A 24158-nucleotide genomic window follows, 5' to 3' on the forward strand; every position below is an offset into this window, starting at 1 on the left:
TCCAGCCATGTCAGGAGCCAATCGGCGCAAAGTGCACGTTTACTTTTGACAGCATCGTGATCACAACGGCCCAGGGCGGCGATCATGCGTGCCGTAGGTCGTACCCACATGATGGAGTCGCCCGACACACCGCGCATCCTGACGTCGCCCGATACCGGTCCATCCACAAAAGACAGACCGATTCCGCAGGGGGAATCAGGCACGCCCCATGGTGGAGCTCGGCAACACCGGTCGACCGCCAGGGGCGAAATCCAGCCGAACCGTGGCCCTCCGTCCGGCACGTTCAATACATGCCCATGGAGCACCTCGACTGCCTTGAGCACCTTCTCGCCGAACGCGCCTGCGAGCGCATCGTCGTCGACTTCGTCCACCGCCTCGACCTCGGCGAACCGTCCTCCGTCGCCGAGCTGTTCGCCGAGGACGGCACGTGGGAGTGGCCGGCGGGGGAGCGGCTCGTCCAGGGGCGGGGCGCGTTGCGCGCGTACTTCGGGTCCCGTCCCGCCGACCGTCTCTCGCGGCGCCTGATGTCCAACATCCTCGTCACGGTGACGTCCGCCGACACCGCGACGGCGACCTCGTACTTCACGACGTACCGCGTCGACGGCCACGAGGGCGGCCTGATCCCGCCGGGCCCCCCGGTGCAGGTGGGCCACTACGAGGACACGTTCCGCAGGTCGCCGGACGGCATATGGCTGCTGTCCGCCCGGGTCCTCCATCTGGCCTTCGGCGGACCCACCCCGCGCCCGCCCAGGCCATGAAGGTCCGGATCCACTCCTCCGCCTCGCCGAGCACTTCGACCTCGCGTGCCGTCATCGTCGGGTTGGCGGCGCGTCGGCGCAGGGCCTGCGTGAGGCCGTCCTCGGTGAGGTCGGAGGGGTCGGCGAGGAGGGCGGCGAGCATCGCGCGGACGGGTGTGGCGAACCGCTCGTCGGCCAGGGCGGCCTGCGCGAGGATCACCGCGGACATGCCCCAGTCCAGGCCCGGGTCGCCCTCCTGAGCGTTGGCCCAGTCAATGACGCGGGGGCCGTCCGGAGTGAGCATCACGTTGTCCGGGTGGAGGTCCAGGCGGACGACGCGCCCGGGGACGGCATGCAACCGCCGCAGGAGGCGGGCCAGGATGTCCCCGCCCTCACGCGGGTCGACCCGTCCCGCGAGGAAGGCCTCCAGCATCGTCGGGCCGTACAAACGCTCCATGACCAGCTCGTTCCGCGAGGAGTCGGCGAGCCGGACCGCCGGCACCGGGTAGCCGTGCGCGCGCAGCCGCTCCATCAGGGCGGCCTCGGCGAGTGAGTCGCTGTAGCCCTCCCGGTCGTGGCGCAGCACCCACGCCTCGTCGATCTCGTACACGGCGCACGCGCGCCCCGAACCGAGCAGCCGCCGCCCTGCCCTCGCCGTGATCCCCATGCGCCCGAACCTATCCCCCACACAGCCTCCCCTCAGCCGCTTCGTTACGGGCCGGTAGAGTGACGACGTCGTCATCACACCCGTACAGGGGGAAGCCGGTGCAAATCCGGCGCTGACCCGCAACCGTGAGCCACCTCGTGGCAAGCCGGATCGCCCCGTACGGATTCGTGACCGGCTCACGTGTCCCGGCAGCCGGCCGGAGCACGGCACCGTCGAGGTATACGGAGCCGAGCCGCCCGGGGGTCCCCCCTGTGCTGCCCGGTTCCCCTGAGGGAAGGGCACCCGCCGATCATGTACGTCCGCCGCAGCGCCGCGGCCCTGGCCGCCGTCACCGTGATCGGCACAGCGACTCCGCTCGCCCAGGCCGCCACCCCGTCCCCGTCCGCCTCGCTCCCCGCCGGGCTGTACGGCACCGCCGACCCGACGTACGACGGCGTCTGGCGGCAGTCGCTCGTGCTCATCGCGCAGAACCGCATGGAGCTGGAGCCCGCCGCCGAGGCGATCGAATGGCTGGCGGGGCAGCAGTGCGCCGACGGGGCGTTCGCGGCGTTCCGCGCAGCCCCTTCCAAGGCGTGTGACGCCAAGGTCATGGTGGACACCAACAGCACGGCCATCGCCGTCCAGGGCCTGGCCGCGGTCGGCGAGCACGACACCGGGGTCGAGAAGGCGGTGACCTGGCTGAAGTCCGTGCAGAACAAGGACGGTGGCTGGGGCTACACGCCCGGCGGGGCCAGTGACGCCAACTCGACCTCGGTCGTGATCGGCGCACTCAACGCCTTCGGCGACGACCCCGCCGAGGTCCGCAAGGACGGCAAGTCGCCCTACGACGCCCTGCTCAACCTGTCCCTGCCGTGCGCGAAGGGCGGCGCCTTCGCCTACCAGCCGGACAAGAAGGGCACGTTGTCGGCCAACGCGGACGCGACGGCGGCCGCCGTCGTCGGTGCCCTGGGGATGGGCACGCTGACGGCGCGGGCCGGTGACGAGAAGGACATCGCCTGCACCGACTCGACGGACCTCACCCGGGAGCAGGCCGCGGCCAACGGCGCCGCATACCTCGGCAAGGCACTTGAGAAGGACGGCCACCTGAAGTCCGCCCTCGCCGGAGCCGAGGACCAGCCCGACTACGGCAACACCGCGGACGCGGTCGTCGCGCTCGCCGTACAGGGTGGTGAGTCGGCCGCCCGCGAGCCCCTGACGTGGCTGGAGAAGAACGCCGCGGCCTGGGCGAAGCAGAGCGGCCCCGCCGCCTACGCCCAGCTGATCCTCGCCGCCGACGCGACGGGCGCCGACCCGCGTGACTTCGGCGGCACGGACCTGGTCGAGCGGCTCAACGCGCAGGGCCCCGCCCCGCGGACGGCGAAGACCGAATCGGCGAAGGCGTCGCAGCGGCAGGACGACGACAACGGCGTCAGCGTCTGGTGGATCATCGGCGTCGGCCTGGTCGCGGGCATCGGCGTCGGCTTCCTGATCAGCGGCCGCAACAAGGGCAAGTGACCGTGGTCCGACGTGCTTTCACCGCACTCCTGGCCGCGCTGGTCCTGCTGACCGGCGCGGCCCAGGCCGCCCACGCCACCGGCTACCGCTACTGGTCCTTCTGGGACCGCGACGGCGACACCTGGATCTATGCCACCCAGGGTCCCTCCCTCGCCCGCCCCTCCGACGGCGATGTCCAGGGCTTCCGCTTCGCGGTGAGCGAGGACTCCAAGGACGCGGCGAAGCCGAGGGGTGCGGCCGAGTTCGCGGTGATCTGCGCGAGGACGCCGGCGCAGGACGGCACGAAGCGGGTCGCCCTGGTCATCGACTTCGGTACGACGGCGGACGCCCCGTCCGACGAGACGCCCCCGGCGCGCCGTACGGCATGCGCCCGGGTCGCCCCCGACGCGAGCACGGCAGAGGCCCTGGCCGCGGTGGCCAAGCCCCTGCGGTACGACACGAACGCCCTGTTGTGCGCGATCTCGGGGTATCCGGAGAAGGGGTGCGGGGAGCCGGTGTCGGGGGGCAGGAAGCCCGCGGCAAGCGAGGACACGGCCACCGAGAAGCAGGACGAGTCGGAGGGCGGCCCCTCGCTGGGCCTACTGGCGGGGATCGCCGTAGTGGCCGTACTGGGAGCGGCAGCGGTCTGGCAGGCACGGCGGCGGCGGGCGTGATGGCAGGGCCACAGCTGCATCCCGGCGCCTGGTGGCTCTGGTCACTGGCCCTCGGTACCGCGGCCACCCGCACCACCAACCCGCTCCTCCTCGCCCTTCTCATAGCGACCTCCGCCTACGTGGTGGCGACCTGCCGCCCCGACGCCCCCTGGGCCCGCTCCTACACGGCCTTCGTCAAGCTCGCCCTCGCCGTCCTCCTCATCCGCCTCTTCTTCGCCGTGGCTCTCGGCTCCCCCGTCCCCGGCACGCACGTGATCGTCGCCCTCCCCGAACTCCCCCTCCCGCACTGGGCGCAGGGCATCCGCCTGGGTGGCAAGGTCACCGTCGAGACCCTCCTGTTCGCCCTCTACGACGGCCTGCGGCTGGCCACCCTCCTCATCTGCGTGGGCGCGGCGAACTCCCTCGCCCACCCCGCCCGCCTCCTCAAGTCACTTCCCGGCGCCCTCTACGAGATGGGCGTGGCGGTGGTCGTCGCCCTCACCTACGCCCCCCACCTCATCGCCGACGTCCAGCGCCTGCGCGCCGCCCGCCGTCTGCGCGGCCGCCCCGACACGGGCATCCGCGGCCTCCTGCACGTCGGACTCCCGGTCCTGGAGGGCGCGTTGGAGCGCTCGGTCGCCCTCGCCGCCGCGATGGACGCCCGCGGTTACGGCCGCGGCGCCGACGTCCCGCCCCGCGTCCGCCGTACGACGAGCGCGCTCACCCTCGGCGGCCTGCTCGGCGTCTGCGCGGGAACGTACGGACTGCTCACCGCCGAGGGTGCGACGTACGGCCTCCCTGTCCTCCTCTGCGGAGTCGTCGCCGCGTTGGCAGGGCTGCGGCTCGGCGGTCGCCGTTCCCTGCGCACCCGTTACCGTCCGGACCGCTGGGACGCCCGCGCCTGGCTGGTCGCCGGTTCCGGCGCGGCGGTCGCCGCCCTGCTGGCCCTCGCCGCCACCCGCGACCCGGCGGCCCTGCGCCCCGGCGTGATCCCCCTCGTGGCCCCCGCCCTCCCCCTGTGGCCGGCGGCGGCCGTCCTCCTCGGCCTGCTCCCGGCGTTCATCAGCCCCGCACCCCGCAGTCCCGCACCCCGCACTGCCGCCACCCCCAAGGAGCCGTCGTGATCCGCTTCGAGAACGTGTCGGTGACCTACGACGGCGCCCCCGAACCCACCGTCCAGGGCGTCGACTTCGAGGTCCCGGAAGGCGAACTGGTCCTCCTCGTCGGCCCGTCGGGCGTCGGCAAGTCCACCGTCCTCGGCGCGGTGAGCGGCCTCGTGCCGCACTTCACCGGCGGCACCCTGCGCGGCCGCGTCACGGTGGCCGGCCGTGACACCCGCACCCACCGGCCGCGCGAACTCGCCGACGTGGTGGGCACGGTGGGCCAGGACCCCCTCTCCCACTTCGTGACCGACACCGTCGAGGACGAACTGGCCTACGGCATGGAGTCCCTGGGCCTCGCCCCGGACGTCATGCGCCGCCGCGTCGAGGAGACCCTCGACCTGCTCGGCCTCACCGACCTCCGCGGCCGCCCCATCGCCACCCTCTCCGGCGGCCAGCAGCAGCGCGTCGCGATCGGCTCGGTCCTCACCCCCCACCCCAGCGCCCTGGTCCTCGACGAGCCCACCTCGGCCCTGGACCCCGCCGCCGCCGAGGAAGTCCTCGCGGTCCTCCAACGCCTGGTCCACGACCTCGGCACCACGGTCCTGATGGCCGAACACCGCCTGGAGCGCGTCATCCAGTACGCCGACCAGGTCGTCCTGCTGTCCGCTCCCGGCGAGGCCCCGGTCCTGGGCACCCCGGCGGAGGTCATGGCCGTATCCCCGGTGTACCCGCCGGTCGTAGCCCTCGGCCGCCTGGCGGATTGGTCCCCACTCCCCCTGACGGTGAGGGACGCGCGCCGCAGGGCGGCAGACCTACGGCAACAACTTGAGGAACGGGACGACATCGCCCCCCAGGGGCGCGGGGCTGTATTTGATTTGCGGCTACCGCCGCGTGGGCGCGACCAGCCACAACAAGCCCGCAGCCGCCAACAACCCACACCCCCCGACCCATTGGGCGAGAAAACCACCCCCCGCCGATGGTTCAAGCGCAGGCGCACCCCCACACACCCCTCGTCCTGCGCAGCCGAAGTACAAGCCCTCGCGGTAACCCGCGACCGCGTCCAAGCCCTACGAGACATCAACCTCACCGTCACCCCCGGCGAAACCATCGCGGTCATGGGCCGCAACGGCGCCGGAAAGTCCACCCTCCTCAACACCCTCGTCGGCCTCATCGAACCCTCCGCCGGCTCGGTCACCCTCGGCGGAGCCGTCGGCCTCGTCCCCCAGGAACCCCGCGACCTCCTCTACACCGACACGGTCGCCGCCGAGTGCGCGGCCGCCGACGCCGACGCGAGCGCGGCGCCCGGCACCTGCCGAGCCCTGGTCTCCGAGCTCCTCCCGGACATCTGCGACGACACCCACCCGCGCGACCTCTCCGAGGGCCAGCGGCTCACCCTCGCGCTGGCCGTCGTCCTGACCGCCCGCCCCAAGCTGCTCCTCCTCGACGAACCGACCCGCGGCCTCGACTACGCCGCGAAGGCCCGCCTCGTCACGCTGCTGCGCGGCCTCGCCGCCCAGGGGCACGCCATCGTGCTGGCCACGCATGACGTGGAGCTGGCCGCCGAGCTCGCGCACCGTGTGATCCTTCTCGCCGAGGGCGAAGTGATCGCCGACGGCCCGACGGCGGAGGTCGTCGTCTCCTCCCCGTCCTTCGCCCCGCAGGTCACCAAGATCCTGGCCCCGCAGCGGTGGCTCACGGTCGCGCAGGTACGGGAGTCCCTGGCATGACCGGCAACCCCACTCCCCAGGCCCGGCCCGTCCGCCTGGGCCCCCGCTCCGTCGCCGCCCTCGTCCTGGTCAGCGTGGTCGGCGTGGCCGCACTCGGCTGGCCCTTCCTCTCCCCGCCCACCTCGCAGGTGAGCGCACACGCCCAGGACGCCCCCTGGCTCTTCACCGGCCTGCTGCTCCTGCTGGTCGCCGTCGTCGCCGCGACGATCTCCGAGTCCGGGCTCGGCCCGAAGGCGGTGGCGATGCTGGGTGTGCTGGCGGCGACCGGTGCCGCCCTGCGCCCGCTCGGTGCCGGTACGGCCGGTATCGAGCCGATGTTCTTCCTGACGGTGCTCAGCGGCCGGGTCCTCGGCCCGGGCTTCGGTTTCGTTCTGGGCGCGGTGACGATGTTCGCGTCCGCTCTGCTCACGGGCGGGGTGGGGCCGTGGATGCCGTTCCAGATGCTGTCGATGGGGTGGTTCACGATGGGGGCCGGGCTGCTGCCGGGCCCGGATCGCCTGCGGGGCCGCGGGGAGCTGTTCCTGCTGGCCGGCTACGGCTTCCTCGCCGCCTTCGGCTACGGCACGGTGATGAACCTGCAGGGCTGGCCGTTCCTTCCCCCGGGCACGTCGAACATCTCCTTCGACCCGGAACTCGACCCCTTGGCCAACCTCGCCCGTTTCGTCGCGTACTGCCTGGCCACCTCGCTCGGCTGGGACCTCGGACGGGCGGTCGTCACCGCCGTCCTCGCCGTCACGCTCGGTCCGGCGATCCTCAAGGCGCTGCGCCGGGCCACGCGCCGGGCGGCCTTCGAGAGCCCGGTCACATTCGACGCTCCCGCAGGGTGAGGGCCCGCGCGCGGACGGTCAGCCACCCGGTGAACCACCCCACATGACCCACATCACCTACGATCCACCCTAGTGGGACAAATCGGATGCCATGTACGCGCCAATTCGGCCGCTGACCTGCACATTGAGAGCCACGTCACACAAACGACCTTGCCCCCACATACGGCCACAACTAGCAAACAGGCTCATTGCGGACACCTTCCCGGCCTGCTTCTCTGGATGACGTCGCACGGCGCCGACGTGCCCTCAGGGCCGCGGCGCCGACGCACGCCCCCCGCCTCGCATCGCGTGGCTCCGGCATGCCCGCGGCCCACTGTCCCCGAAGAAAGGCTCCCCGTGTCCGTCGTTTCCACCTTCCGTCGCATCTCCGCCCCGAAGAAGGCCCTCGCCGGTGCCGCCCTGGCCGCCGCCACCGCCGGCACCCTGTTCGCCGCCGCGCCCGCGCAGGCCGCGACGACCGGGGCCGGCTCGGCGCAGCAGATCGCGAAGAAGATGATCTCGGACTCGGCCCAGTACCAGTGCTTCTCCAAGATCGTGGACCACGAGAGCGACTGGAACGTCAACGCCACGAACGCCTCCAGCGGCGCCTACGGCCTGGTCCAGGCCCTGCCCGGCAACAAGATGGCCTCCGCCGGCTCCGACTGGAAGACCAACCCGGCCACCCAGATCGAGTGGGGCCTGGACTACATGAAGGACCGCTACGGCAGCCCGTGCGGCGCCTGGAACTTCTGGCAGTCGAACGGCTGGTACTGAGCCGACACCGCCAGACAGGACCGAAGGCGGCGGCCCCCGATCCCCGGGGCCGCCGCCTTCGCCATACCCGCGCCGACGTGTACCGGCCGCCCCCGAGGGCGGCCCGCGTCTCGGGGGAGGCAGGAACGGGGCGTAGGGAAAAGGGGTGCTCCTGCCTCCCTCGGGACGGGTCAGCCGGTGCTGACCCGCAGTTCCTTCACGCCGTTGATCCACGCGGAGCGCAATCGGCGCGGGTCGCCGACCAGCCGCAGATCGGGCAGGGCGTCGGCCACGGCGTTGAAGATGAGGTCGATCTCCAGGACCGCCAGGGACTTGCCCAGGCAGAAGTGCGGGCCACCGCCTCCGAAGCCCAGGTGGGGATTGGGGTCGCGGGTGATGTCGAAGGCGTCCGGGTTCTCGAAGACCTCGGGGTCGTGGTTGGCGGAGGCGTAGAAGATGCCGACCCGGTCGCCCTTCCTGATCTGCTTGCCGCCCAGTTCCGTGTCCTGCGTCGCCGTGCGCTGGAAGGAGACCACCGGGGTCGCCCAGCGCACGATCTCCTCGGCCGCCGTCCGAGGCCGCTCCCTCTTGTACAGCTCCCACTGCTCGGGGTGGGTGAGGAAGGCGTGCATGCCGTGGGTGATGGCGTTACGGGTGGTCTCGTTGCCGGCCACGGCCAGCATCAGCACGAAGAACCCGAACTCGTCGGAGCGGAGGTTGCCTTCGTCCTCGGCCGACACCAGCGTCGTGACGATGTCCTTCGCCGGGCACTCCTTGCGGTCGGCGGCCATGTTCATCGCGTACGCGATGAGTTCGGTGGCCGACTCCTGCCCGACCTCCTCGGTGATGGCGTACTCGGGATCGTCGTACGCGATCATCTTGTTGGACCAGTCGAAGATCTTGGCCCGGTCGTCCTGCGGGATACCGATGAGCTCGGCGATGGCCTGCAGGGGCAGTTCGCAGGCGACCTCGGTGACGAAGTCGAAGGAGTCCGGGTGGTGTTCCCGGGCGTTCGCGGCGATCGTCCGCGCCCGCGTCCGCAGGCGCTCCTCCAAGGCGCGGATCGCGCGCGGGGTGAAGACGCGCTGGACGATCTGGCGGACCCGGGTGTGCTCGGGCGGGTCCATGTTCAGCAGGATCAGCCGCTGCGCATCGATGGCATCGCGCTCGATGTGCTCGTTGAAGCGGATGATCGCGGTGTTGAGGGTGGACGAGAACAACTCCGGGTGCGTCGACACGTACTTGACGTCCGCGTGCCGGGTCACCGCCCAGTAGCCCTCGTCCTGGAACCCGGCCACGTTGCCCGCCTGCGGGATCCAGCGGACCGGTTCGGCGCGGCGCAGCTCGGCGAACTCCGGGAGGGGCACGCGGTGGTGCAGCACATCGGGATCGGTGAAGTCGAACCCGTCGGGAAGCGCTGGACAGGGCATGGACAGCTCCTGACGGTCCATCAGCAAAGAGGGTCGGGGTGACGGTAGTAACGGGTTCTACAACTAGCAAGAGCCATGGACGTCCCAGTTACCTGCACGCCTCTTGCCGTCACTGAACCTTCGTCAGCACACTGCAAGGCAGAACTAGAACGCGTACCAGTTCTGGCCAGTTCCGCCCTGACTCCGCAGAGCCCTCGGAGAGGATCCGCACCCATGGCTGCCGAACCCGTGATCGTCGAAGCCGTACGCACCCCGATCGGCAAGCGCGGCGGCGCGCTCGCCAACCTCCACCCCGCCTATCTGCTGGGCGAGACCTACCGCGAACTCCTCGGCCGCACCGGTATCCCCGCCGACGCCGTCGAGCAGATCGTCGGCGGCACGGTGACCCACGCCGGCGAACAGTCCATGAACCCCGCCCGCACGGCCTGGCTGACCATGGGCCTGCCCTACGAGACGGCGGCGACGACGGTCGACTGCCAGTGCGGCTCCTCCCAGCAGGCCTCCCACATGACGGCCAACATGATCGCGGCGGGCGTCATCGACGTCGGGATCAGCTGTGGCGTCGAGGCGATGTCCCGGGTGCCGCTCGGGTCGGGGTCCAAGCACGGGCCCGGGAAGCCGTTCCCGGACGAGTGGAACGTCGACCTGCCCAACCAGTTCGAGGCGGCGGAGCGCATCGCCCGCCATCGGGGGCTGACCAGGGAGAACGTCGACTCACTCGGGCTGATCTCGCAGGAACGGGCGGCCACCGCCTGGGCCGAGGAGCGGTTCAAGAGGGAGACGTTCGCCGTCCAGGTCCCGACGACCGAGGAGGAGCAGGGCGCCGGACAGGGCATGTGGCGGCTCGTCGACAAGGACGAGGGCCTGCGTGACACGTCCATGGAGGCCCTGGCGAGGCTCAAGCCCATCATGCCGACGGCCGTCCACACGGCGGGCAACTCGTCCCAGATCAGCGACGGCGCGGCGGCGATCATGTGGGCGTCGAAACGGATGGCGCGCGCCCTGAAGCTGCGGCCGAGGGCACGGATCGTGGCGCAGGCGCTGGTCGGCGCCGACCCGCACTTCCACCTGGACGGGCCGATCGACGCGACGCGGGCGGTGCTGGGGAAGGCCGGGATGTCGATGAAGGACATCGACCTCGTCGAGATCAACGAGGCCTTCGCGTCGGTGGTGTTGAGCTGGGCGCAGGTCTTCGAACAGGACCTGGAGAAGGTCAACGTCAACGGCGGTGCGATCGCACTCGGGCACCCGGTGGGGGCCACCGGGGCCCGGCTGATCACGACCGCACTTCATGAACTGGAGCGCGTGGACAAGGAGTTCGCGCTGGTGACGATGTGTGCGGGGGGTGGACTGGCCACGGGGACGATCATTCAGCGGCTGTAGTCTCAAGTCATGAGGACGCGCACCCTGAGGTTCGGCCTGTACGCGGACGAGCAAGGGCTCGCATGGGTCAAGGGGCTCGTGGACGATGCCGTGAGCGCCCGTGGCGCCCGGATCGTCAGGCAGTCGGTCGCCCACACCTTTCCCGCGAGCGGGGCGACGACGGCCGACGTGTACGACCACCTCGCGGACCAGTGGGCATGGGAGCACCCGGGGCAGAGCAGCGGCGCCCGGGAAGCGGTCGAGTTGCGCGTCCACTTGGCCTGTTCCCTGCGGGCGTGGCGGGCGGTCCGCAAAACGGTGATCAGCAGCCTGTGCCCTGAGGGGACCGCGCCTCACACCTGCCGCGTCCCATGGGCCGCCGCGTGAGCGCTTGCCGCTCTAGTTGCCCGCCGCCCAGTTGACGAAGGTGGTGAAGGCGGCGGGCCTGAGGGTGAGGATCGGGCCCGCCGGGGTCTTGGAGTCTCGGATGGCGAGGGTGGTGTGGGGGGTTTCGGCGATCTCGACGCAATCGCCGTTCTGGTCGCCGCTGTGCGTCGACTTGCGCCAGGCCAGGGCACCGATGGGCGCGCATTCGACGCAGTTGCCGCCCTGGTCACTGCTGTAGCTGGACTTACGCCACTGGATCACCGTCTGGATCACCTTGTTCTCCATAGCGTTCCTCCATTACTCGCCGGATCAACTCCGCCGAGTCCTTGATGGAGAGAGCGGCGGCTTGAAGATGATCGTAACGGAGCGAGCAGTTCTTGACGGTGTCCGGATTGGCGGTCGGATGCCCGCTGCCGTAACCCTCCGTGTAAACGATGGCCGGATCGGTCGCGAAGCGGTAGAGGTCGAACGAGCCTGTCAGTCCCGCGTGCGCTCCGGCCGAGAAGGGCAGCACCTGGATGTTGATCCGGGGATTGTCCTCGAAGGACAACAAGTGGGCGAGTTGCTCCCGCATCGTCTCCCGGCCGCCGATCTCCTGGCACAGCGCGGCCTCGCTGAGGACCGCCCAAAAGACCGGGGGCTCCTCCTTCTCGAAGATGCGCTGCCGGGCGAGCCGTACCGCGGTGCGGTCGTCGAGGTCAGCCTTGTCGAGGACGCCGAGCACGGCACGTGCATAGGCCCTTGTCTGAAGGAGGCCATGCACCATGTGCGCCTCGAATGAGGCAATCTCGACTGCCCTCGCCTGCAACTCCGCCACCTGCTGAAACCAGGCCGGAAGTTGACTACGCATCACCAGCTCATGCAGCCGGGACAGCGCCCCACCCGTCCCCAGCGCGATGTCCACCCGCTCGCTGAAGGGCAACGTCGGCAGCTTCCGAGCCGTCTCGATCTGGCCGACCAGCGAACCTGTGCAGTAGACGATGTCCCCGAGCTGCTTCTGGGTCAGCTCGGCGGCCTCGCGGTACCGCCGTAGCTCGAAGCCGTAGTAGTCCAGTGGCGAGGCGCCCGGGTCGAGGGTGTTGATGTGGGTCACGCAGAGCCCCCTCTCACGCAACTGGGCCCACTTCGGGACCCGTTGTATCCGTTCCGTAGCCCAAAGTAGTCGCGTGGGGTCACGCTCGTACCGTGAACGGATACATTCCCCCCACCTCCGTGGCCCCCTTCCGCGCCCAGTACCGCCTGCGCCTCGTCGCCGGCACACACTCGGCCCGGCACATCCGCGCCATCGCGCGCACGCTGCTCGACGAGTGGAGGATGGCCGAACTGACCCACGCCGTGGAGCTGGGCGTGACCGAGCTGGTCGCCAATGTCGTACGGCATGTTCCGGACCGGCGCTGCGAGGTGCTGATCCTGCGGCAGGCGGGGGCGGTTCGGGTGGAGGTTGCCGATGGGTCGCCCCAACTTCCCGTCTCTGCATCCGAGTTGTCGCTGTCGGCGGAGGGCGGGCGCGGGCTGCTTCTCCTCGAAGCGGTGGCCGACAAGTGGGGTGTGGGTCCCGTGTCGGAAGGGGGCAAGGCGGTGTGGTTCGAGTGCTGGTGCGGAAATACCTGAGCGTGGCGATGCTGAGAGAAGACCTCTTCGAGGAAGTTCTGCCGGACGTGCTGGAGCGCCGTGAAGTCAGCGAAAGCGGCGTGAACAGGAGCATCCTGGAAGATGCCGCGAAGGCACGGCGTGAAGACATTCTGGGGGAGGCACGGGACGCGGAGAGCAGGTATCAGCAGGCTGCTTCCCGTGCCGCGCTGGAGGCGAGGCTCCGCAGGCTGCTACTGGGGACCGGCACTCTGCTGCTTCTGATGCTGCTCGTCGCAGCGACCGCGTTCGGCTGGAGCGAGGCACTCGAGGACGCGCTGACCAACCATCGTTCCGTCTCGATCAAGTCCCTCGCGGGCTCCGCCTTCGGATACTTCCTGTTCGCTGCCTTGGCCACCGCTGGTGTGACCTTCGTGCCCTGGTTCGTCTACTACCTTCTGTCGCGCGACGCACGGGTGGGTATACCAGCGGCAAAGGGGCGCCAACTCCTGGTCACTGGTTGCTTCGCGTACTTCTCCCTGGCGCTGCTGGGCATGCTCGGTGTGGGGTCGGGCACAGCGGAGGTCGTCTGGCAGCTCCAGCACGACCGGCCTCTGGGAAGGAGCGCCGGATACAGCTGGGGTTACGCCGTCACATCGGCGGCAATGGCAGCGTTGGGCGTACTCCTGCCCGTAGTGCTGGGCCGCTTCGCCTCGTCCGCGCGCAAGCAGTCCCTCTCCCTCCCCTACTTGATCGCCGTACTCGACACACGTGAGCGGAAGCGGGCGGCACGGGAGGCCGAGATCGATTGGGGGGCGGCCGTGGAGCAGGCCTTGGTGAGCTTCATGCGGGAACGCATCAGTGAACGCACCGAGCGCGTCTTCTCCACCGAACTCACCATCATCGACGCCCCGGGACTGAGGCAGCTCCGCGCCGGCCAGGAGCACGTGGCGACGCGGGCGGACCGCCAACTGGCCCTGATCAGCGCCGGGATGGAGGGTGGGAGCATCGCGCTGGCGGGCCCACGGGGCGTGGGCAAGAGTCAGCTGTTGCGGAACTTCTGCAAGGCCGAGGAGAGGGATCGCTCACCTCAGTTGAGCCTCGTCGAGCCGGTACCGGTCGTCTTCGACCGGCGGGAGTTCATGCTGCACCTCTTCTACAAGCTGTGCGACCTCGTGATCGACGAGGGCCTCGCCACCGCGCAGGAGGCGGAGCGGCACAAGCGCTCGATCCGCTACTTGCAGACCCAGTCCGACGAGGCGGCCGTCGGCGCCGGCTGGCGGAGCTGGAACCTGTCGGCGAAGCGGGCGACCTCGCTCGCGGAGCAGCCGCAGACGTACCCCGAGATAGTGGACGCCCTGAAGAGGTTCCTCAGCCGGACCGCGCTGGACCTGGACGAGAAGGGGCGGCGGCTGGTGATCGGGGTCGACGAACTCGACCGGATCGAACCGGCCGCCACCGCGCGCACCTTTCTGAACGAGCTCAAGGCCGTGTTCGACGTACCGAAGTGCCTGTTCGTGCTGTCGGTCTCCGACGAGGCGCTGCGGGAGGCGGACCTGGCGCCGGTCGGCCGACGGGATGCCTTCGACAGTGCGATAGACGAGGTCGTCCGGGTCGAACCCCTCGATCTCGCGACGGCCGAACGCCTGCTGGGCCGACGGGTGGTGGGGCTGCCGGTCCCCTTCGCCGCCCTGTTCTACTGCCTGTCGGGCGGCATGCCGCGTGACCTGCTGCGGACGGCCCGCGCGGGCATCTCGTACGGGGCACCGGAACAGCTCCGCTCACTCGCCAACGTGACCGACTGGCTGGTGAGGCGCGAAGTCGACCGTATCGCCAACACCGCCGGAGGCTCCGAGGAGCACTCCGAACTCGCGCAGCTCTTCCGCCGGGATGTACTCGACGAACACGAGGGGCTCGGCGAACTGGGAGACCTGATCCACCGGCAGGCCGGGACGGCCGGGGACCGCGCCCGGCTGGGAGCGACTCTGGCCAACCGCGCCTACCTGCTGGACACGGTGAAGGGGATCTTCACGCAGGCCCTCACCAGGGAGCAGATCGTCGCGTCCTTCGATCACCGCTCCCCCGGCTCCTTCGCCGCCCTCGCCCGGGCCCAACGCGAGATCGGCACGGCCGACACCCTGGCCCGTGCCACCCTCCAACGCGTCCGCACGGCTTGGTCGTTGACCGCACTGCCGCCCGCTCCTCCTGTCTGAGACCCCTACGCTCGGCAGCGACGTGGCCGTCTTCGCCCGCCGATGAACGCAACTCCCCCGTTCCACGTCTTCGTTTCCGTGGCCCAAGCCGAGGAACTCACCCGCCCCCCAGCGCCGCAGACGGCGCCCCCTGCCCGCAACCAGCTGCTGCGCACGGTGTGGCACCGCCACCGGATCCCGCTGCTGGCCACACTCCCCACCGTCCCGCTCTACGCGATCTGGTGGGCGTTCCTCGCCACCGGAGGCGGCGACCTTGCGGCCCAGTACGCCTGGGCCGGTTTCGCGGAGCGGCACGGCGGCTCGGCCTACAACCTCTTCTGGTACGGCGGCATGCACACCGCCAACTACAGCCTGATATCTCCGTACTTGATGGCCGCCCTGGGCGTGCGCGCGGTCACGGTCGTCTCGGGTCTGGCCGCCACCTGGCTGGCAGCGGTCCTCCTCACCCGCGTCAAGAGCGTCCGAAGACCCCTCGGCCCCGCCCTGCTGGCCGCCTTCGCCCTGTGGTGCAACGTGGCCTCCGGCCGCACCACCTTCGCCCTCGGTGTCGCCTTCGGACTCGCCGCGTGCCTCCTGCTCACCCGTGAGCGGCGGATCGTCCTCGCCGCCGCGTACGCCGCCCTCGCGACCATGGCCAGCCCGGTGGCGGGGCTCTTCGTGGTCGTCGTCGGCGCCGCCCACCTCGCCACCCGCGAGTACGCCCGTGCCCTCGCCCTTCTCGTCCCGCCCGCCGTGACCGTCGGCGCGACGACACTCCTCTTCCCCTTCAAGGGCGAGCAGTTGATGTCCGCCGACCGCATCTGGCCGCCGTTCTTCCTGGGGCTCGCGGTCACGGTGTTCGCTCCGCGCACGTGGCGCGTCGCCCGCTGGAGCGGGGTCGTCTACGCGGCGGGGACCGTCCTGACGTATCTCATCGCCTCGCCGATAGGCACGAACGTCGAGCGCTTCGCCGAGTTGTTCGCGCCAGCCGCCCTCCTCGCCGTCCTGGTGGCCCAGCCCCGGCTGGCGAAGCTCCGCCGGAAGCTTCTGATCGGCGCCCTCGTCCTCTCCGTCGCCTGGGTCACCAAGAAGACCGGCGACGACCTGTACGTCTCCACGAAGGTGCCCGGCTGGGCCACCGAGACCCGGGGAGTGGTCCGCGCCCTCGACCGCCTCGGCGCCGACCGCACCCGCGTCGAGGTCGTCCCGGCCCGCAACCACCGCGAGGCCAGCGGCCTCGCCCCGCACGTCAACATGGCCCGCGGCTGGAACCGCCAGCTCGACATGGAGCGCGCCCGCCTGTTCTACGACGGCTCCTTCTCCCCCGCCACCTACCGGACCTGGCTGGACCGCTGGGCCGTCGGCTTCGTCGTACTGCCCCTGGGCAGGCCCGACGGATACGCCAAGGTCGAGGCGGCGCTCATACGCGACCACCGGCCCGAGTGGCTGGAGCCGGTATGGCAGGACGAGCACTGGCGGATCTACCGGGTACGGGACGCGGTCCCCCTGGTGACCGCCCCGGCCAGCATCGTCTCGACGTCCAGCGCCGACCTCGTCGTACGCATGCCCCGGGCCGGGACGACGACCGTACGCGTGGCCTACTCCCCCTGGCTGCACACGGACAACGGCGGCTGCCTCACCCGACAGGGCGAGTTCACCCGCCTCACCGTCTCCTCCCCCGGCGAGTACCGGATCAGCTCGGAGTACGGTCCTTCACCGGAGCCGGGAAGCCACTGCTGAGCTTCTCGGCCGCCCTGAGGCGCGGGAGCCGCCGCACGAATGCGGCGGCCCGGAACAGCCGCCCGGCGCGCCGTTCCCTCCCCGGCCACCACCGATCAGCTCACGGCACGGTCCTTCACTGGCACCGGCGAGTCGCTGCTGACCCGCTCCGCCTCCGTCGTGACCGTCCTGGCGCGCGGTCCCTGGAGCAGGTGTGTCATGCCGAAGCCCGCGGCGACGACCAGGGCGCCGCCTGCCGCGTCCAGCACCCAGTGGTTGGCGGTGACGACGATCGCGGTGACCGTGAAGAGGGGGTGCAGCAGGCCCAGGGCCTTCATCCACCACCTGGGCGCGAGGACGAGGATGACGAGACCGCACCACAGGGACCAGCCGAAGTGCAGGGACGGCATCGCCGCGTACTGGTTGGTGAGTTCGGTGAGGGTGCCGTAGTCGGGGCGGCTGAAGTCCTGCGGGCCGTGGACCGTGTCGATGAAGCCGAGGCCGGGCATCAGGCGGGGCGGGGCGAGCGGGTAGAGCCAGAAACCGATCAGGGCGAACACCGTGGCGAAGCCGATGGCGGAGCGGGCCCAGCGGTAGTCGACCGGGCGGCGCCAGTAGAGGACGCCGAGTATGGCGAGCGGGACGCCGAAGTGGAACGACTCGTAGTAGAAGTCGAAGAAGTTCCGCAGCCAGTCGACCTTCACGACGGCGTGGTTGGCCCAGTACTCGATGTCGATGCCCAGGGCACGTTCGATGGAGTGGATCTCGGCGCCGTTCTCCTCGGCGGTGACCCGGCCGGCCGAGTGGGAGTCGCCGGCCGCGGCGAGGCGGATCTGGGCGTACGCGTAGTAGGTGACGCGGATCAGCAACAGCTCGAAGAGCAGGTTCGGGCGGCTCAGCACCCGGCGCAGGAACGGCACCAGCGGGATACGCCGGAAGCGGGACGGGACCGGGTCGGCGTACCGGGTCGGGACCGGCGTCTGCCAGTACGGCGACGTACGCGACAGGAACGGCACGACGGCGGCCGTGGCGAGCGCGGCCAGGAGGATCAGGTCGGCGCGCAGGGGGTGGAAGATGACCTTGTCCGGCACCATCATCTTCGCGGGCAGCGTCATCACCAGGATGACGGCGACCGGCCACACGTACCGGTCGCCCGCCCGCTTGCCGACCTGCCCGACGACCGCGAGCAGCACCCACAGCAGCTGGTGCTGCCAGGCCGTCGGGGACGCGACGAGCGCCGCGCAGCCGGTGATCGCGACGGCGAGGAGGAGCTGTCCGTCGTGGGCGTAGCGCACGGCCCGGCGCAGCGCGAGGACGGCGACGGCGGCGCCGAGGAGCAGGAAGAGGGCGATCTCCAGCGGGCCGGTCAGCCCCATCCGCAGCAGGGCGCCGTGCAGGGACTGGTTGGCGAGGTCGTCGGCGCGGCCGCCGAGACCGACGCCGGCCATGTGATGCACCCAGTAGGTGTACGAGTCGCCCGGCATCGCCAGCCAGGCGACCACCGTGCTCGCGGCGAACGTGGCCCCCGTGGACAGCGCGGCCCGGCGGCGGCCGGTGAACCACAGCAGCGGGGTGAACAGCAGCAGGGTCGGCTGGAGCGCGGCCGCGAGGCCGATGAGCACGCCGCTGGCCCGCTCGCCGCGCACGGCGAAGCAGCCGAGCAGGACGAGCAGGACCGGCATGATGCTGGTCTGGCCGAGGTAGAGGGTGTTGCGCACCGGCAGCGACAGCATGAGCAGGCTGATCGCGACGGGCGCGGCGAGCAGCGAGGCCCGTCTGCTCACCGGCTGCGGCAGGGCACGGGCGGCGACCAGGCCGAGGGCGACGACGAGCAGGAGGGTGCCGAAGGTCCAGCCCCAGCCGAGGGCCTGTTCCGCGGCGCGCGTGAGCGGCTTGAGGGCGAGCCCGCCGAACGGCGTACCGGTGAACTGCGTCGAGTCGTACAGCGAGCCCTTCACATGCAGAACGCCGTCCGGGCCGAGCCAGGTCTCCAGGTCCGTCAGCCGCTCCCCGGAGGGTGTGCCGAGGGCGACGGCCACCTGCCGTACGCCGAGAATCGCGGCGACCAGCCACAGACCGAGGCGCGCCAGACGCAGGCGTGCCTGAACCGTGCCGACGGCCGTGGCTCCGAGTGCCTCCGCCGGTCGCCCACCGTGATCCGCATTCGCCACGCCTCGTCGGCCTCCCGCCCCGGTCGTCCCACACGTCCCACGCGCAAGGAATCTTCACGGACCCGGTGAGGCCCGTACCACCCCCGGGAGAGACGCAGGCAACCCTGCCTTCACCTGACGTCTGCTCTCCTTTTGTCCGGATGACGATAGTCGGGCACCGCTCCCCTCGCCTCCCGGGGGGCGCCTCCGCCCGGGTCCTCTCCCGTGGGTGCGGAATCGTTCACATCGCGGGACCGGCCCCCGGAGCCGGATCATCCGCCGTACCGTCTGAAGCCCTGGCGTCAGCACGGTGGAGGGGCTTGCGGGGATGGAGGGGGTGCGGGCAATGACCGGGTTGCTGCGGAAGGGCGTGCGGGGGCGGTCCCGCGGCCGCGCCCTCACCGTCGTCGTGGCGTTGCTCACCGTCCAGCTCGGACAGCTCGTGGCGCCCGCGTGGGCGTGCGGCTGCGGGGCCATGGTGCCCGGCGACGCGCGGCGCGTGACCGTCGCGCGTGAGGAGTCCGTCGTGCGGTGGGACGGGACGCGGGAGCAGATCGTGATGCGGCTGACCGTCGGCGGGGACGCCGAGCGGGTCGCGTGGATCATGCCGGTGCCGCGGCGGGCGACGGTCCGGCTCGGCGACCCGGCCCTCTTCGACGAACTGCACGCCGTCACCGCCCCCGTGCACCGCGAGCGGTACCACTTCTGGCCCCAGGACGGCGACTGGCCCCTGGTGACCGGGGACGGCAGGCCCGGTGGCCCGCCCCCACCCCGGTTCCGCGCCGGACGCACCCCTCCCGTGGACGTGGTCGGCCGGCAGCGGCTCGGCCCCTTCGATGTGGCCCGGCTGACCGCCACCGACCCGGGCGCCCTCGACGGCTGGCTGGACAGCAACGGCTTCGCCCTGCCGGCCCGCCTGGACGGCGCCCTGCGGCCGTACGTCCAAAAGCGCTGGGAGTACGTCGCCGTCAAGCTGGCACCCGACAGCGCCGGCGAGCCGCTGACCGGTGCCTTGGACCCGCTGCACCTCACCTTCCGGGCCGACGAGCCGGTCTACCCGATGCGCCTGTCCCGTCTCGCCGAGACCCCGCAGTCGCTGGGCCTGTACGTGCTGGCCGCGCACCGCATGGAACCGAGCACCCGCATCGGCGGCGAACGCCCCCGCGTCACCTACGCCGGCCGGGTGACGGCGAGGGCCGGCCCGCTGGCCGAGCTGGCGGCGGCCGACACCCCGTTCCTGACCGCGATCGGCCAGGAGTTCCCGTACCCCGAGCGGATCTCCGGCGACCATGTGCTGCGCCGGGCGGCGGCCGACGACCCCTTCCAGCAGGTGATCCATGAAAACCGGCTGCACACGGTGGCCGGCCTGCCGGCGTGGCTGCTGACGGTGACGGGCGGCCCCGCACTGGCCGCGGCGACGGCGGCGGTGCTGGCCGTACGACGGTCCCGGCGGCCGGAGGCACCGACGCCTCCGGCTCCGCCGCCGATGCCTCCGTCCCCGCCCCCGACGCGGCCACCTGCGCCGATCGGCTGAATCCACGATCCTGGAGTCCCTGACCGGGAAACGGAAATGCCCGACGAAAGAAATCCCCGGCAGGGAACGGGGCACGCGACTATATTCGTTAGGAAATCTAGTTAGCGCTTCTACTTACCGCTTCTAACTAGCCATACGAAAGGCAAGGCGATGAGCGAGTCGCAGCTCTGGGACGACGTCGACGAGTACTTCTCCGCCCACCTCGCACCCGAGGACGACACCCTCCAGGCCGCCCTGCGCGACAGCGACGCGGCCGAGCTCCCGCACGTCAACGTCACCGCGCCGCAGGGAAAGTTCCTCCAGCTCCTGGCCGAGATCCAGGGCGCCCGCAACATCCTGGAGATCGGCACCCTCGGCGGCTACAGCACCATCTGGCTGGCCCGCGCCCTGCCCGCCGACGGCCGCCTGATCTCGCTGGAGTACAGCCCCAAGCACGCCGAGGTCGCCACCCGCAACATCGCGCGGGCGGGGCTGGACAAGGTCGTCGAGGTGCGGGTCGGCCCGGCCCTGGAGTCGCTGCCGAAGCTGGCCGACGAGAACCCGGCACCCTTCGACCTGGTCTTCATCGACGCGGACAAGGCCAACAACCCGCACTACGTCGACTGGGCCCTCAGACTCACCAGCACCGGCAGCCTGGTCGTGGTGGACAACGTGGTGCGCGGGGGCCGGGTCGCCGACGCGGACAGCTCCGCGCCGGACGTCCGGGGCACCCGCGCCGCCATCGAACTGATCGGCAGCCACCCGAGGTTGAGCGGCACGGCGATCCAGACGGTGGGCAGCAAGGGCTACGACGGCTTCGCGCTGGCGCGGGTGCTGGCGTGAGCCACCGCCCCCTCGCCGCTCAAGCCTCCTGATAGAAACCGACGTTGACGCTGCGCGGCGCCGTACGGTCCTGGATGACGATCTCGCCGCTGCCGCCCCTGGGCAGCGGCACCGTCTGGCCGTAGCCGATCGGCTGGGCGTACTCCCCCACGGTCAGCCGCACCTCGGAGGACGGGTCGGCCTGCGAGCCGCGCAGCCAGCTCACCTGCCACCCACCGTCCGGACCGCACAGGAACTCCAGGTGGACCCGCGACACGAACAGCCAGTCGTCCGGCGTCGAGAGCCGGCACACCGTCTTGTCCCGGCCCACCCGCAGCACGGCACCCGGCTCGCTGGGCGCGTCGGCCATGAGCATGCCGGCCGTGGCACCCTCGTCCGCCGCGGACACGGCGGCCATGGTGAGTTCGAGCACGTGCGTTCCTCCTGAAACGTCCTTGTACGACAGCCGTTTTGGCCACCGACGCCGCATGATAAATCGCCCGGCACCGCCGCGTCCGGCACAATGAACTCATGACCGAGCGAAAGCCCCCCGGTGTTCCGTTCGAGTCCTGGGTCGACAAGCAGATCCACGACGCGCAAGCGCGCGGCGACTTCGACAGACTGCCCGGAGCCGGCAAACCCCTGCCGAACGACCTGGAATCCCCGTACGACGAACTGTGGTGGGTCAAGCGCAAGATGGCCCGCGAGGGCCTGTCGGTCCTGCCCCCGGCCCTGGCCCTGCGCAAGGAGGCCGAGGACGCCCTGACGGCGGCCTACGCGGCCCCCAGCGAACAGATCGTCCGGAAGATCATCACGGACGTGAACGTCAAGATCCGCGACATGCTGCTGAAGCCGCCGCCCGGCCCTCCCCTGGGCCGCAGGCCGTACGACGTGGAAGAGGTCGTAAGCCAGTGGCGGGAGCGCCGGACGGCGGCGAACGATGACCGGTAGAACGATTCCCGGTCGGACGGCTCAGACGTGCAGCAGCCGTTCCGCCAGCTCGCGGTAGTCGCGCAGAGCAATCCGAAGCTGCTCGGTGTCGGTGGACGAACCGGGCTCGTCCTCGGCCACGTCCATGGACTGCCAGGACCCACGCAGCGTGCGGCGGCGCTGCGCCACCGCCTCCGTCAAGCGGCCGGTGAGCTCTTCCAGAACATGGTCGGCCTCCTCGACGGCGGCCCGAGGACCGTCGACGAAACCGGAGACCGCGTGCTGCAGCTGCAGCTCGAACTTGTCGGACTCGTCGTGCGGGAACAGCGGCGCGTCCTCGTGCCCGCTCTCCGTGTCGATCCCGCCCGGCGTCATGACGCGCGACTCGGCGCCGCCTTGCTCCGTCCCACCGGTGGGCACGCCCCCGGGCCCGCTCCTCGCCGGCTGGTAGTCAGGTTCCCTGCCGGGCATCGCGTCCGTCATCTCACTCAACTCCCCTTCGCGTGACGTCCTGAGAACGTCCACGGCAGATGGCCGCGGTGGCCGTCGGTGCGGGTGGACCCGCCGGTGTCCCTCCGGGACTCGTGGGGCTCCCTGCGGTGACGCTCGACCGGGGCCGTGAGGTCCTCGAACAGGTCCCGGGCCTCGATCATGGCCTCGCGCATCTCCTCCGTACCGGGCCCACCGCCTTCCTGCGCGCCGCCCACGCGCGCGTGTGCGACGCGGTGCACGTGCCGGTAGCCCTGCACATGGTCCGCGTGATGCACGGACAGGGCCGCGAGCTGCTCCTCGTACTGCGCGCCGTCCGGGAAACCCCGGGCCCGCGCCACGTCGGCGAGCAGCCGGTCCGCCTCGTCGACGGCCTCCTTCGGCGAGTCGACGAAGCGTTCCTGGGCCGCCGTCCAGCGGGCCTCGAACCGCTCGAGTTCGACCGGCTCCAGCGGGCGCTCCCGCAGCCCGCCGTGCCGCTCCACCCGCTGGGCGAGCTCGCGCTCGGCGGCCTTGGCGTCTCCGTCGTGCCGGGCCACGGCCCGCTCGTATTCGGGCCCGAAGCGCCGCTTCAGACCCCGGCTGCCCTGCGCACCCCGAGCGCGCAGGGCCAGGACGGCCGCGCCGAGCACGACGACGACCGCCGCAATCACGATCAGAATGATCACACCTGTGGACATATCTGCCGGGTTGCCCGGAAGGCACCCCTCAAACAGCCCCCGTGGTGCGTCCGACCCATATTCGCTTGCGGACCCGCCGGCTCCCCCTCCGACAATGTCCGGCATGACCTGGACCGTCGCCCCGGAACCCCCCGACTCCCCCGCCGCCACCACCCTGTGGCGGGCGTACTACACGGAGGTCAGCGACCGCTACTACCTCCTGCACGAGGGACGCCGCACCGACCCGGCCGAGCTGGACCGCGAGATCGCCGCGCACACCTGGGACGAACTCCGGCCCCCGAAAGGCACGTTGCTGGTGGCCCGCTACGCGGGGGAGCCGGCCGGTTCAGCGGGCGTACGCCTCGTGGACGCGGACACGGCGGAGCTGAAGCGGGTGTTCGTCCACGGGCCGATGCGCGGCAAGGGAGGCGGCCAGGCCCTCGTCCGGGCCGCCGAGACCACGGCCCGATCCCTCGGAGCCACCCGCGTGATCCTCGACACCCGCCACGACCTGACAGAGGCCCGCGCCCTCTACACAAGCCTCGGCTACGAGGAAACGTCCCCCCACAACGACGACCTCTACGCCGAGCACTGGTTCACCAAGCCCCTGCACTGACACGGGACGACTGCGTCAGCCGGGCCGGGTCACAGGCGCCGTTCGCTGTCGGGTTGCCCGGCGTGGGCGCTGGGCGGGGGCGGGTCGCGCAGCCCGGCGCTACGGGGTGCCGCTGCGCCCACCCGTGCCGCCCCAGCGGCACGACTGCCCGCAGCTACGCGGCTACGCGGGCTGCGGTGGCCGACCGGCAATGGCATGCAGCTGCGCGGGCCCGCACCCGCGTACGGCGGGAAGGGGCCGGGGGGGGGGGGGGGGGGGGGGGGGGGGGGGGGGGGGGGGGGGGGGCCGGCCGCGCCGGCCGCCCCCCCCCCCCCCCCCCCCCCCCGCCCCCCCCGCGGGCGCCCCCCCCCCCCGCCCCCCCGCCCCGCCCCCCCCCCCCCCCCCCCCCCCCCCCCCCCCCC

Annotated in this window: 23 protein-coding genes, 1 pseudogene and 1 riboswitch; of the genes and pseudogenes, 16 read left to right on the forward strand and 8 right to left on the reverse strand. The window is 71.3% G+C overall.

Features of this window, described 5'->3' with window-relative positions:
• Nucleotides 1-290: 290 nt before the first annotated feature.
• Complete coding sequence (locus ACIREI_RS06185; protein ID WP_403327851.1) at nt 291-758, forward strand: nuclear transport factor 2 family protein; 468 nt, start codon at nt 291-293, stop codon at nt 756-758.
• A gap of 1 nt (nt 759) precedes the next feature.
• Here ACIREI_RS06185 and ACIREI_RS06190 read toward each other — a convergent pair.
• Nucleotides 760-1404: pseudogene (locus ACIREI_RS06190) on the reverse strand (phosphotransferase); the annotation flags it as partial.
• Nucleotides 1405-1434: 30 nt separating this feature from the next.
• Nucleotides 1435-1579, forward strand: a riboswitch (cobalamin riboswitch).
• Between the two features lie 116 nt (nt 1580-1695).
• On the opposite strand from ACIREI_RS06190, the gene ACIREI_RS06195 reads away from it, so the two are divergent.
• The 6 genes from ACIREI_RS06195 (at nt 1696) to ACIREI_RS06220 (ending at nt 7940) form a co-directional block, all read left to right on the forward strand.
• On the forward strand, nt 1696-2898 hold the full coding sequence (locus tag ACIREI_RS06195) for a prenyltransferase/squalene oxidase repeat-containing protein (RefSeq protein WP_403327853.1): 1203 nt from the start codon (nt 1696-1698) through the stop codon (nt 2896-2898).
• Between the two features lie 2 nt (nt 2899-2900).
• Entirely contained in the window at nt 2901-3551 is a 651-nt protein-coding gene (locus ACIREI_RS06200; protein WP_403327855.1) for an SCO2322 family protein, read from the forward strand.
• A complete protein-coding gene (locus ACIREI_RS06205) occupies nt 3551-4654 on the forward strand; it encodes an energy-coupling factor transporter transmembrane component T (RefSeq protein WP_403327857.1) in 1104 nt (367 codons plus the stop codon). Before ACIREI_RS06200 ends, ACIREI_RS06205 begins: the two co-directional genes overlap by 1 nt.
• The gene (locus ACIREI_RS06210; protein WP_403327859.1) at nt 4651-6360 is read left to right on the forward strand and encodes an ABC transporter ATP-binding protein; all 1710 of its coding nucleotides are present in this window, start codon (nt 4651-4653) and stop codon (nt 6358-6360) included. The genes ACIREI_RS06205 and ACIREI_RS06210 overlap by 4 nt, the downstream gene beginning before the upstream one ends.
• A complete protein-coding gene (locus tag ACIREI_RS06215) occupies nt 6357-7187 on the forward strand; it encodes an ECF transporter S component (RefSeq protein WP_403327861.1) in 831 nt (276 codons plus the stop codon). Before ACIREI_RS06210 ends, ACIREI_RS06215 begins: the two co-directional genes overlap by 4 nt.
• 336 nt (nt 7188-7523) lie before the next feature.
• Nucleotides 7524-7940 (forward strand): transglycosylase SLT domain-containing protein, encoded by a 417-nt coding sequence (locus ACIREI_RS06220; protein WP_403327863.1) that lies wholly within the window; start codon nt 7524-7526, stop codon nt 7938-7940.
• Nucleotides 7941-8110: 170 nt separating this feature from the next.
• On the opposite strand, the gene ACIREI_RS06225 is transcribed toward ACIREI_RS06220, so the two are convergent.
• Nucleotides 8111-9349 (reverse strand): cytochrome P450, encoded by a 1239-nt coding sequence (locus ACIREI_RS06225; protein WP_403328061.1) that lies wholly within the window; start codon nt 9347-9349, stop codon nt 8111-8113.
• Nucleotides 9350-9562: 213 nt separating this feature from the next.
• Here ACIREI_RS06225 and ACIREI_RS06230 point away from each other — a divergent pair, with 213 nt between their 5' ends.
• Entirely contained in the window at nt 9563-10732 is a 1170-nt protein-coding gene (locus ACIREI_RS06230; RefSeq protein WP_403327865.1) for a steroid 3-ketoacyl-CoA thiolase, read from the forward strand.
• Nucleotides 10733-10741: 9 nt separating this feature from the next.
• Complete coding sequence (locus ACIREI_RS06235; RefSeq protein WP_403327867.1) at nt 10742-11098, forward strand: hypothetical protein; 357 nt, start codon at nt 10742-10744, stop codon at nt 11096-11098.
• Between the two features lie 12 nt (nt 11099-11110).
• On the opposite strand, the gene ACIREI_RS06240 is transcribed toward ACIREI_RS06235, so the two are convergent.
• Both ACIREI_RS06240 and ACIREI_RS06245 read right to left on the reverse strand, forming a co-directional pair.
• Entirely contained in the window at nt 11111-11383 is a 273-nt protein-coding gene (locus tag ACIREI_RS06240; RefSeq protein WP_403327869.1) for a DUF397 domain-containing protein, read from the reverse strand.
• Nucleotides 11343-12191: a helix-turn-helix domain-containing protein gene (locus tag ACIREI_RS06245; RefSeq protein WP_403327871.1), complete on the reverse strand. Its 849-nt coding sequence runs from the start codon at nt 12189-12191 to the stop codon at nt 11343-11345. Before ACIREI_RS06245 ends, ACIREI_RS06240 begins: the two co-directional genes overlap by 41 nt.
• A 92-nt stretch (nt 12192-12283) precedes the next feature.
• Between ACIREI_RS06245 and ACIREI_RS06250 the strand changes: the two genes are divergently transcribed.
• From ACIREI_RS06250 to ACIREI_RS06260, 3 genes are read left to right on the forward strand one after another with little or no spacing between them, the layout of a single operon-like run.
• Nucleotides 12284-12709 carry an ATP-binding protein gene (locus ACIREI_RS06250; RefSeq protein ID WP_403327873.1) on the forward strand — a complete coding sequence of 142 codons (426 nt, stop codon included), beginning with the start codon at nt 12284-12286 and terminating at the stop codon, nt 12707-12709.
• A gap of 8 nt (nt 12710-12717) precedes the next feature.
• Complete coding sequence (locus tag ACIREI_RS06255; RefSeq protein ID WP_403328063.1) at nt 12718-14880, forward strand: P-loop NTPase fold protein; 2163 nt, start codon at nt 12718-12720, stop codon at nt 14878-14880.
• A gap of 42 nt (nt 14881-14922) precedes the next feature.
• The gene (locus ACIREI_RS06260) at nt 14923-16599 is read left to right on the forward strand and encodes a hypothetical protein (protein ID WP_403327875.1); all 1677 of its coding nucleotides are present in this window, start codon (nt 14923-14925) and stop codon (nt 16597-16599) included.
• A gap of 95 nt (nt 16600-16694) precedes the next feature.
• Here the strand turns inward: ACIREI_RS06260 and ACIREI_RS06265 are convergent, their stop codons facing one another.
• Entirely contained in the window at nt 16695-18749 is a 2055-nt protein-coding gene (locus tag ACIREI_RS06265) for a bifunctional glycosyltransferase 87/phosphatase PAP2 family protein (RefSeq protein WP_403327877.1), read from the reverse strand.
• Between the two features lie 325 nt (nt 18750-19074).
• On the opposite strand from ACIREI_RS06265, the gene ACIREI_RS06270 reads away from it, so the two are divergent.
• Nucleotides 19075-20262 carry a DUF2330 domain-containing protein gene (locus ACIREI_RS06270; RefSeq protein ID WP_403327879.1) on the forward strand — a complete coding sequence of 396 codons (1188 nt, stop codon included), beginning with the start codon at nt 19075-19077 and terminating at the stop codon, nt 20260-20262.
• A gap of 150 nt (nt 20263-20412) precedes the next feature.
• Nucleotides 20413-21084 carry an O-methyltransferase gene (locus ACIREI_RS06275; protein ID WP_403327881.1) on the forward strand — a complete coding sequence of 224 codons (672 nt, stop codon included), beginning with the start codon at nt 20413-20415 and terminating at the stop codon, nt 21082-21084.
• Nucleotides 21085-21103: 19 nt separating this feature from the next.
• Here the strand turns inward: ACIREI_RS06275 and ACIREI_RS06280 are convergent, their stop codons facing one another.
• Nucleotides 21104-21496: a hypothetical protein gene (locus ACIREI_RS06280; RefSeq protein WP_403327883.1), complete on the reverse strand. Its 393-nt coding sequence runs from the start codon at nt 21494-21496 to the stop codon at nt 21104-21106.
• A 98-nt stretch (nt 21497-21594) separates the two neighbouring features.
• On the opposite strand from ACIREI_RS06280, the gene ACIREI_RS06285 reads away from it, so the two are divergent.
• The gene (locus ACIREI_RS06285) at nt 21595-22014 is read left to right on the forward strand and encodes a DUF1992 domain-containing protein (protein WP_403327885.1); all 420 of its coding nucleotides are present in this window, start codon (nt 21595-21597) and stop codon (nt 22012-22014) included.
• 21 nt (nt 22015-22035) lie between these two features.
• On the opposite strand, the gene ACIREI_RS06290 is transcribed toward ACIREI_RS06285, so the two are convergent.
• Complete coding sequence (locus ACIREI_RS06290) at nt 22036-22413, reverse strand: hypothetical protein (RefSeq protein WP_403327887.1); 378 nt, start codon at nt 22411-22413, stop codon at nt 22036-22038.
• A gap of 68 nt (nt 22414-22481) precedes the next feature.
• Entirely contained in the window at nt 22482-23162 is a 681-nt protein-coding gene (locus ACIREI_RS06295) for a hypothetical protein (RefSeq protein WP_403327889.1), read from the reverse strand.
• A gap of 103 nt (nt 23163-23265) precedes the next feature.
• Between ACIREI_RS06295 and ACIREI_RS06300 the strand changes: the two genes are divergently transcribed.
• A complete protein-coding gene (locus tag ACIREI_RS06300; RefSeq protein ID WP_403327891.1) occupies nt 23266-23757 on the forward strand; it encodes a GNAT family N-acetyltransferase in 492 nt (163 codons plus the stop codon).
• Nucleotides 23758-24158: the final 401 nt, after the last annotated feature.

The sequence above is a fragment of the Streptomyces sp. NPDC093591 genome (assembly GCF_044764885.1).
In the GTDB taxonomy this organism is placed as follows: domain Bacteria; phylum Actinomycetota; class Actinomycetes; order Streptomycetales; family Streptomycetaceae; genus Streptomyces.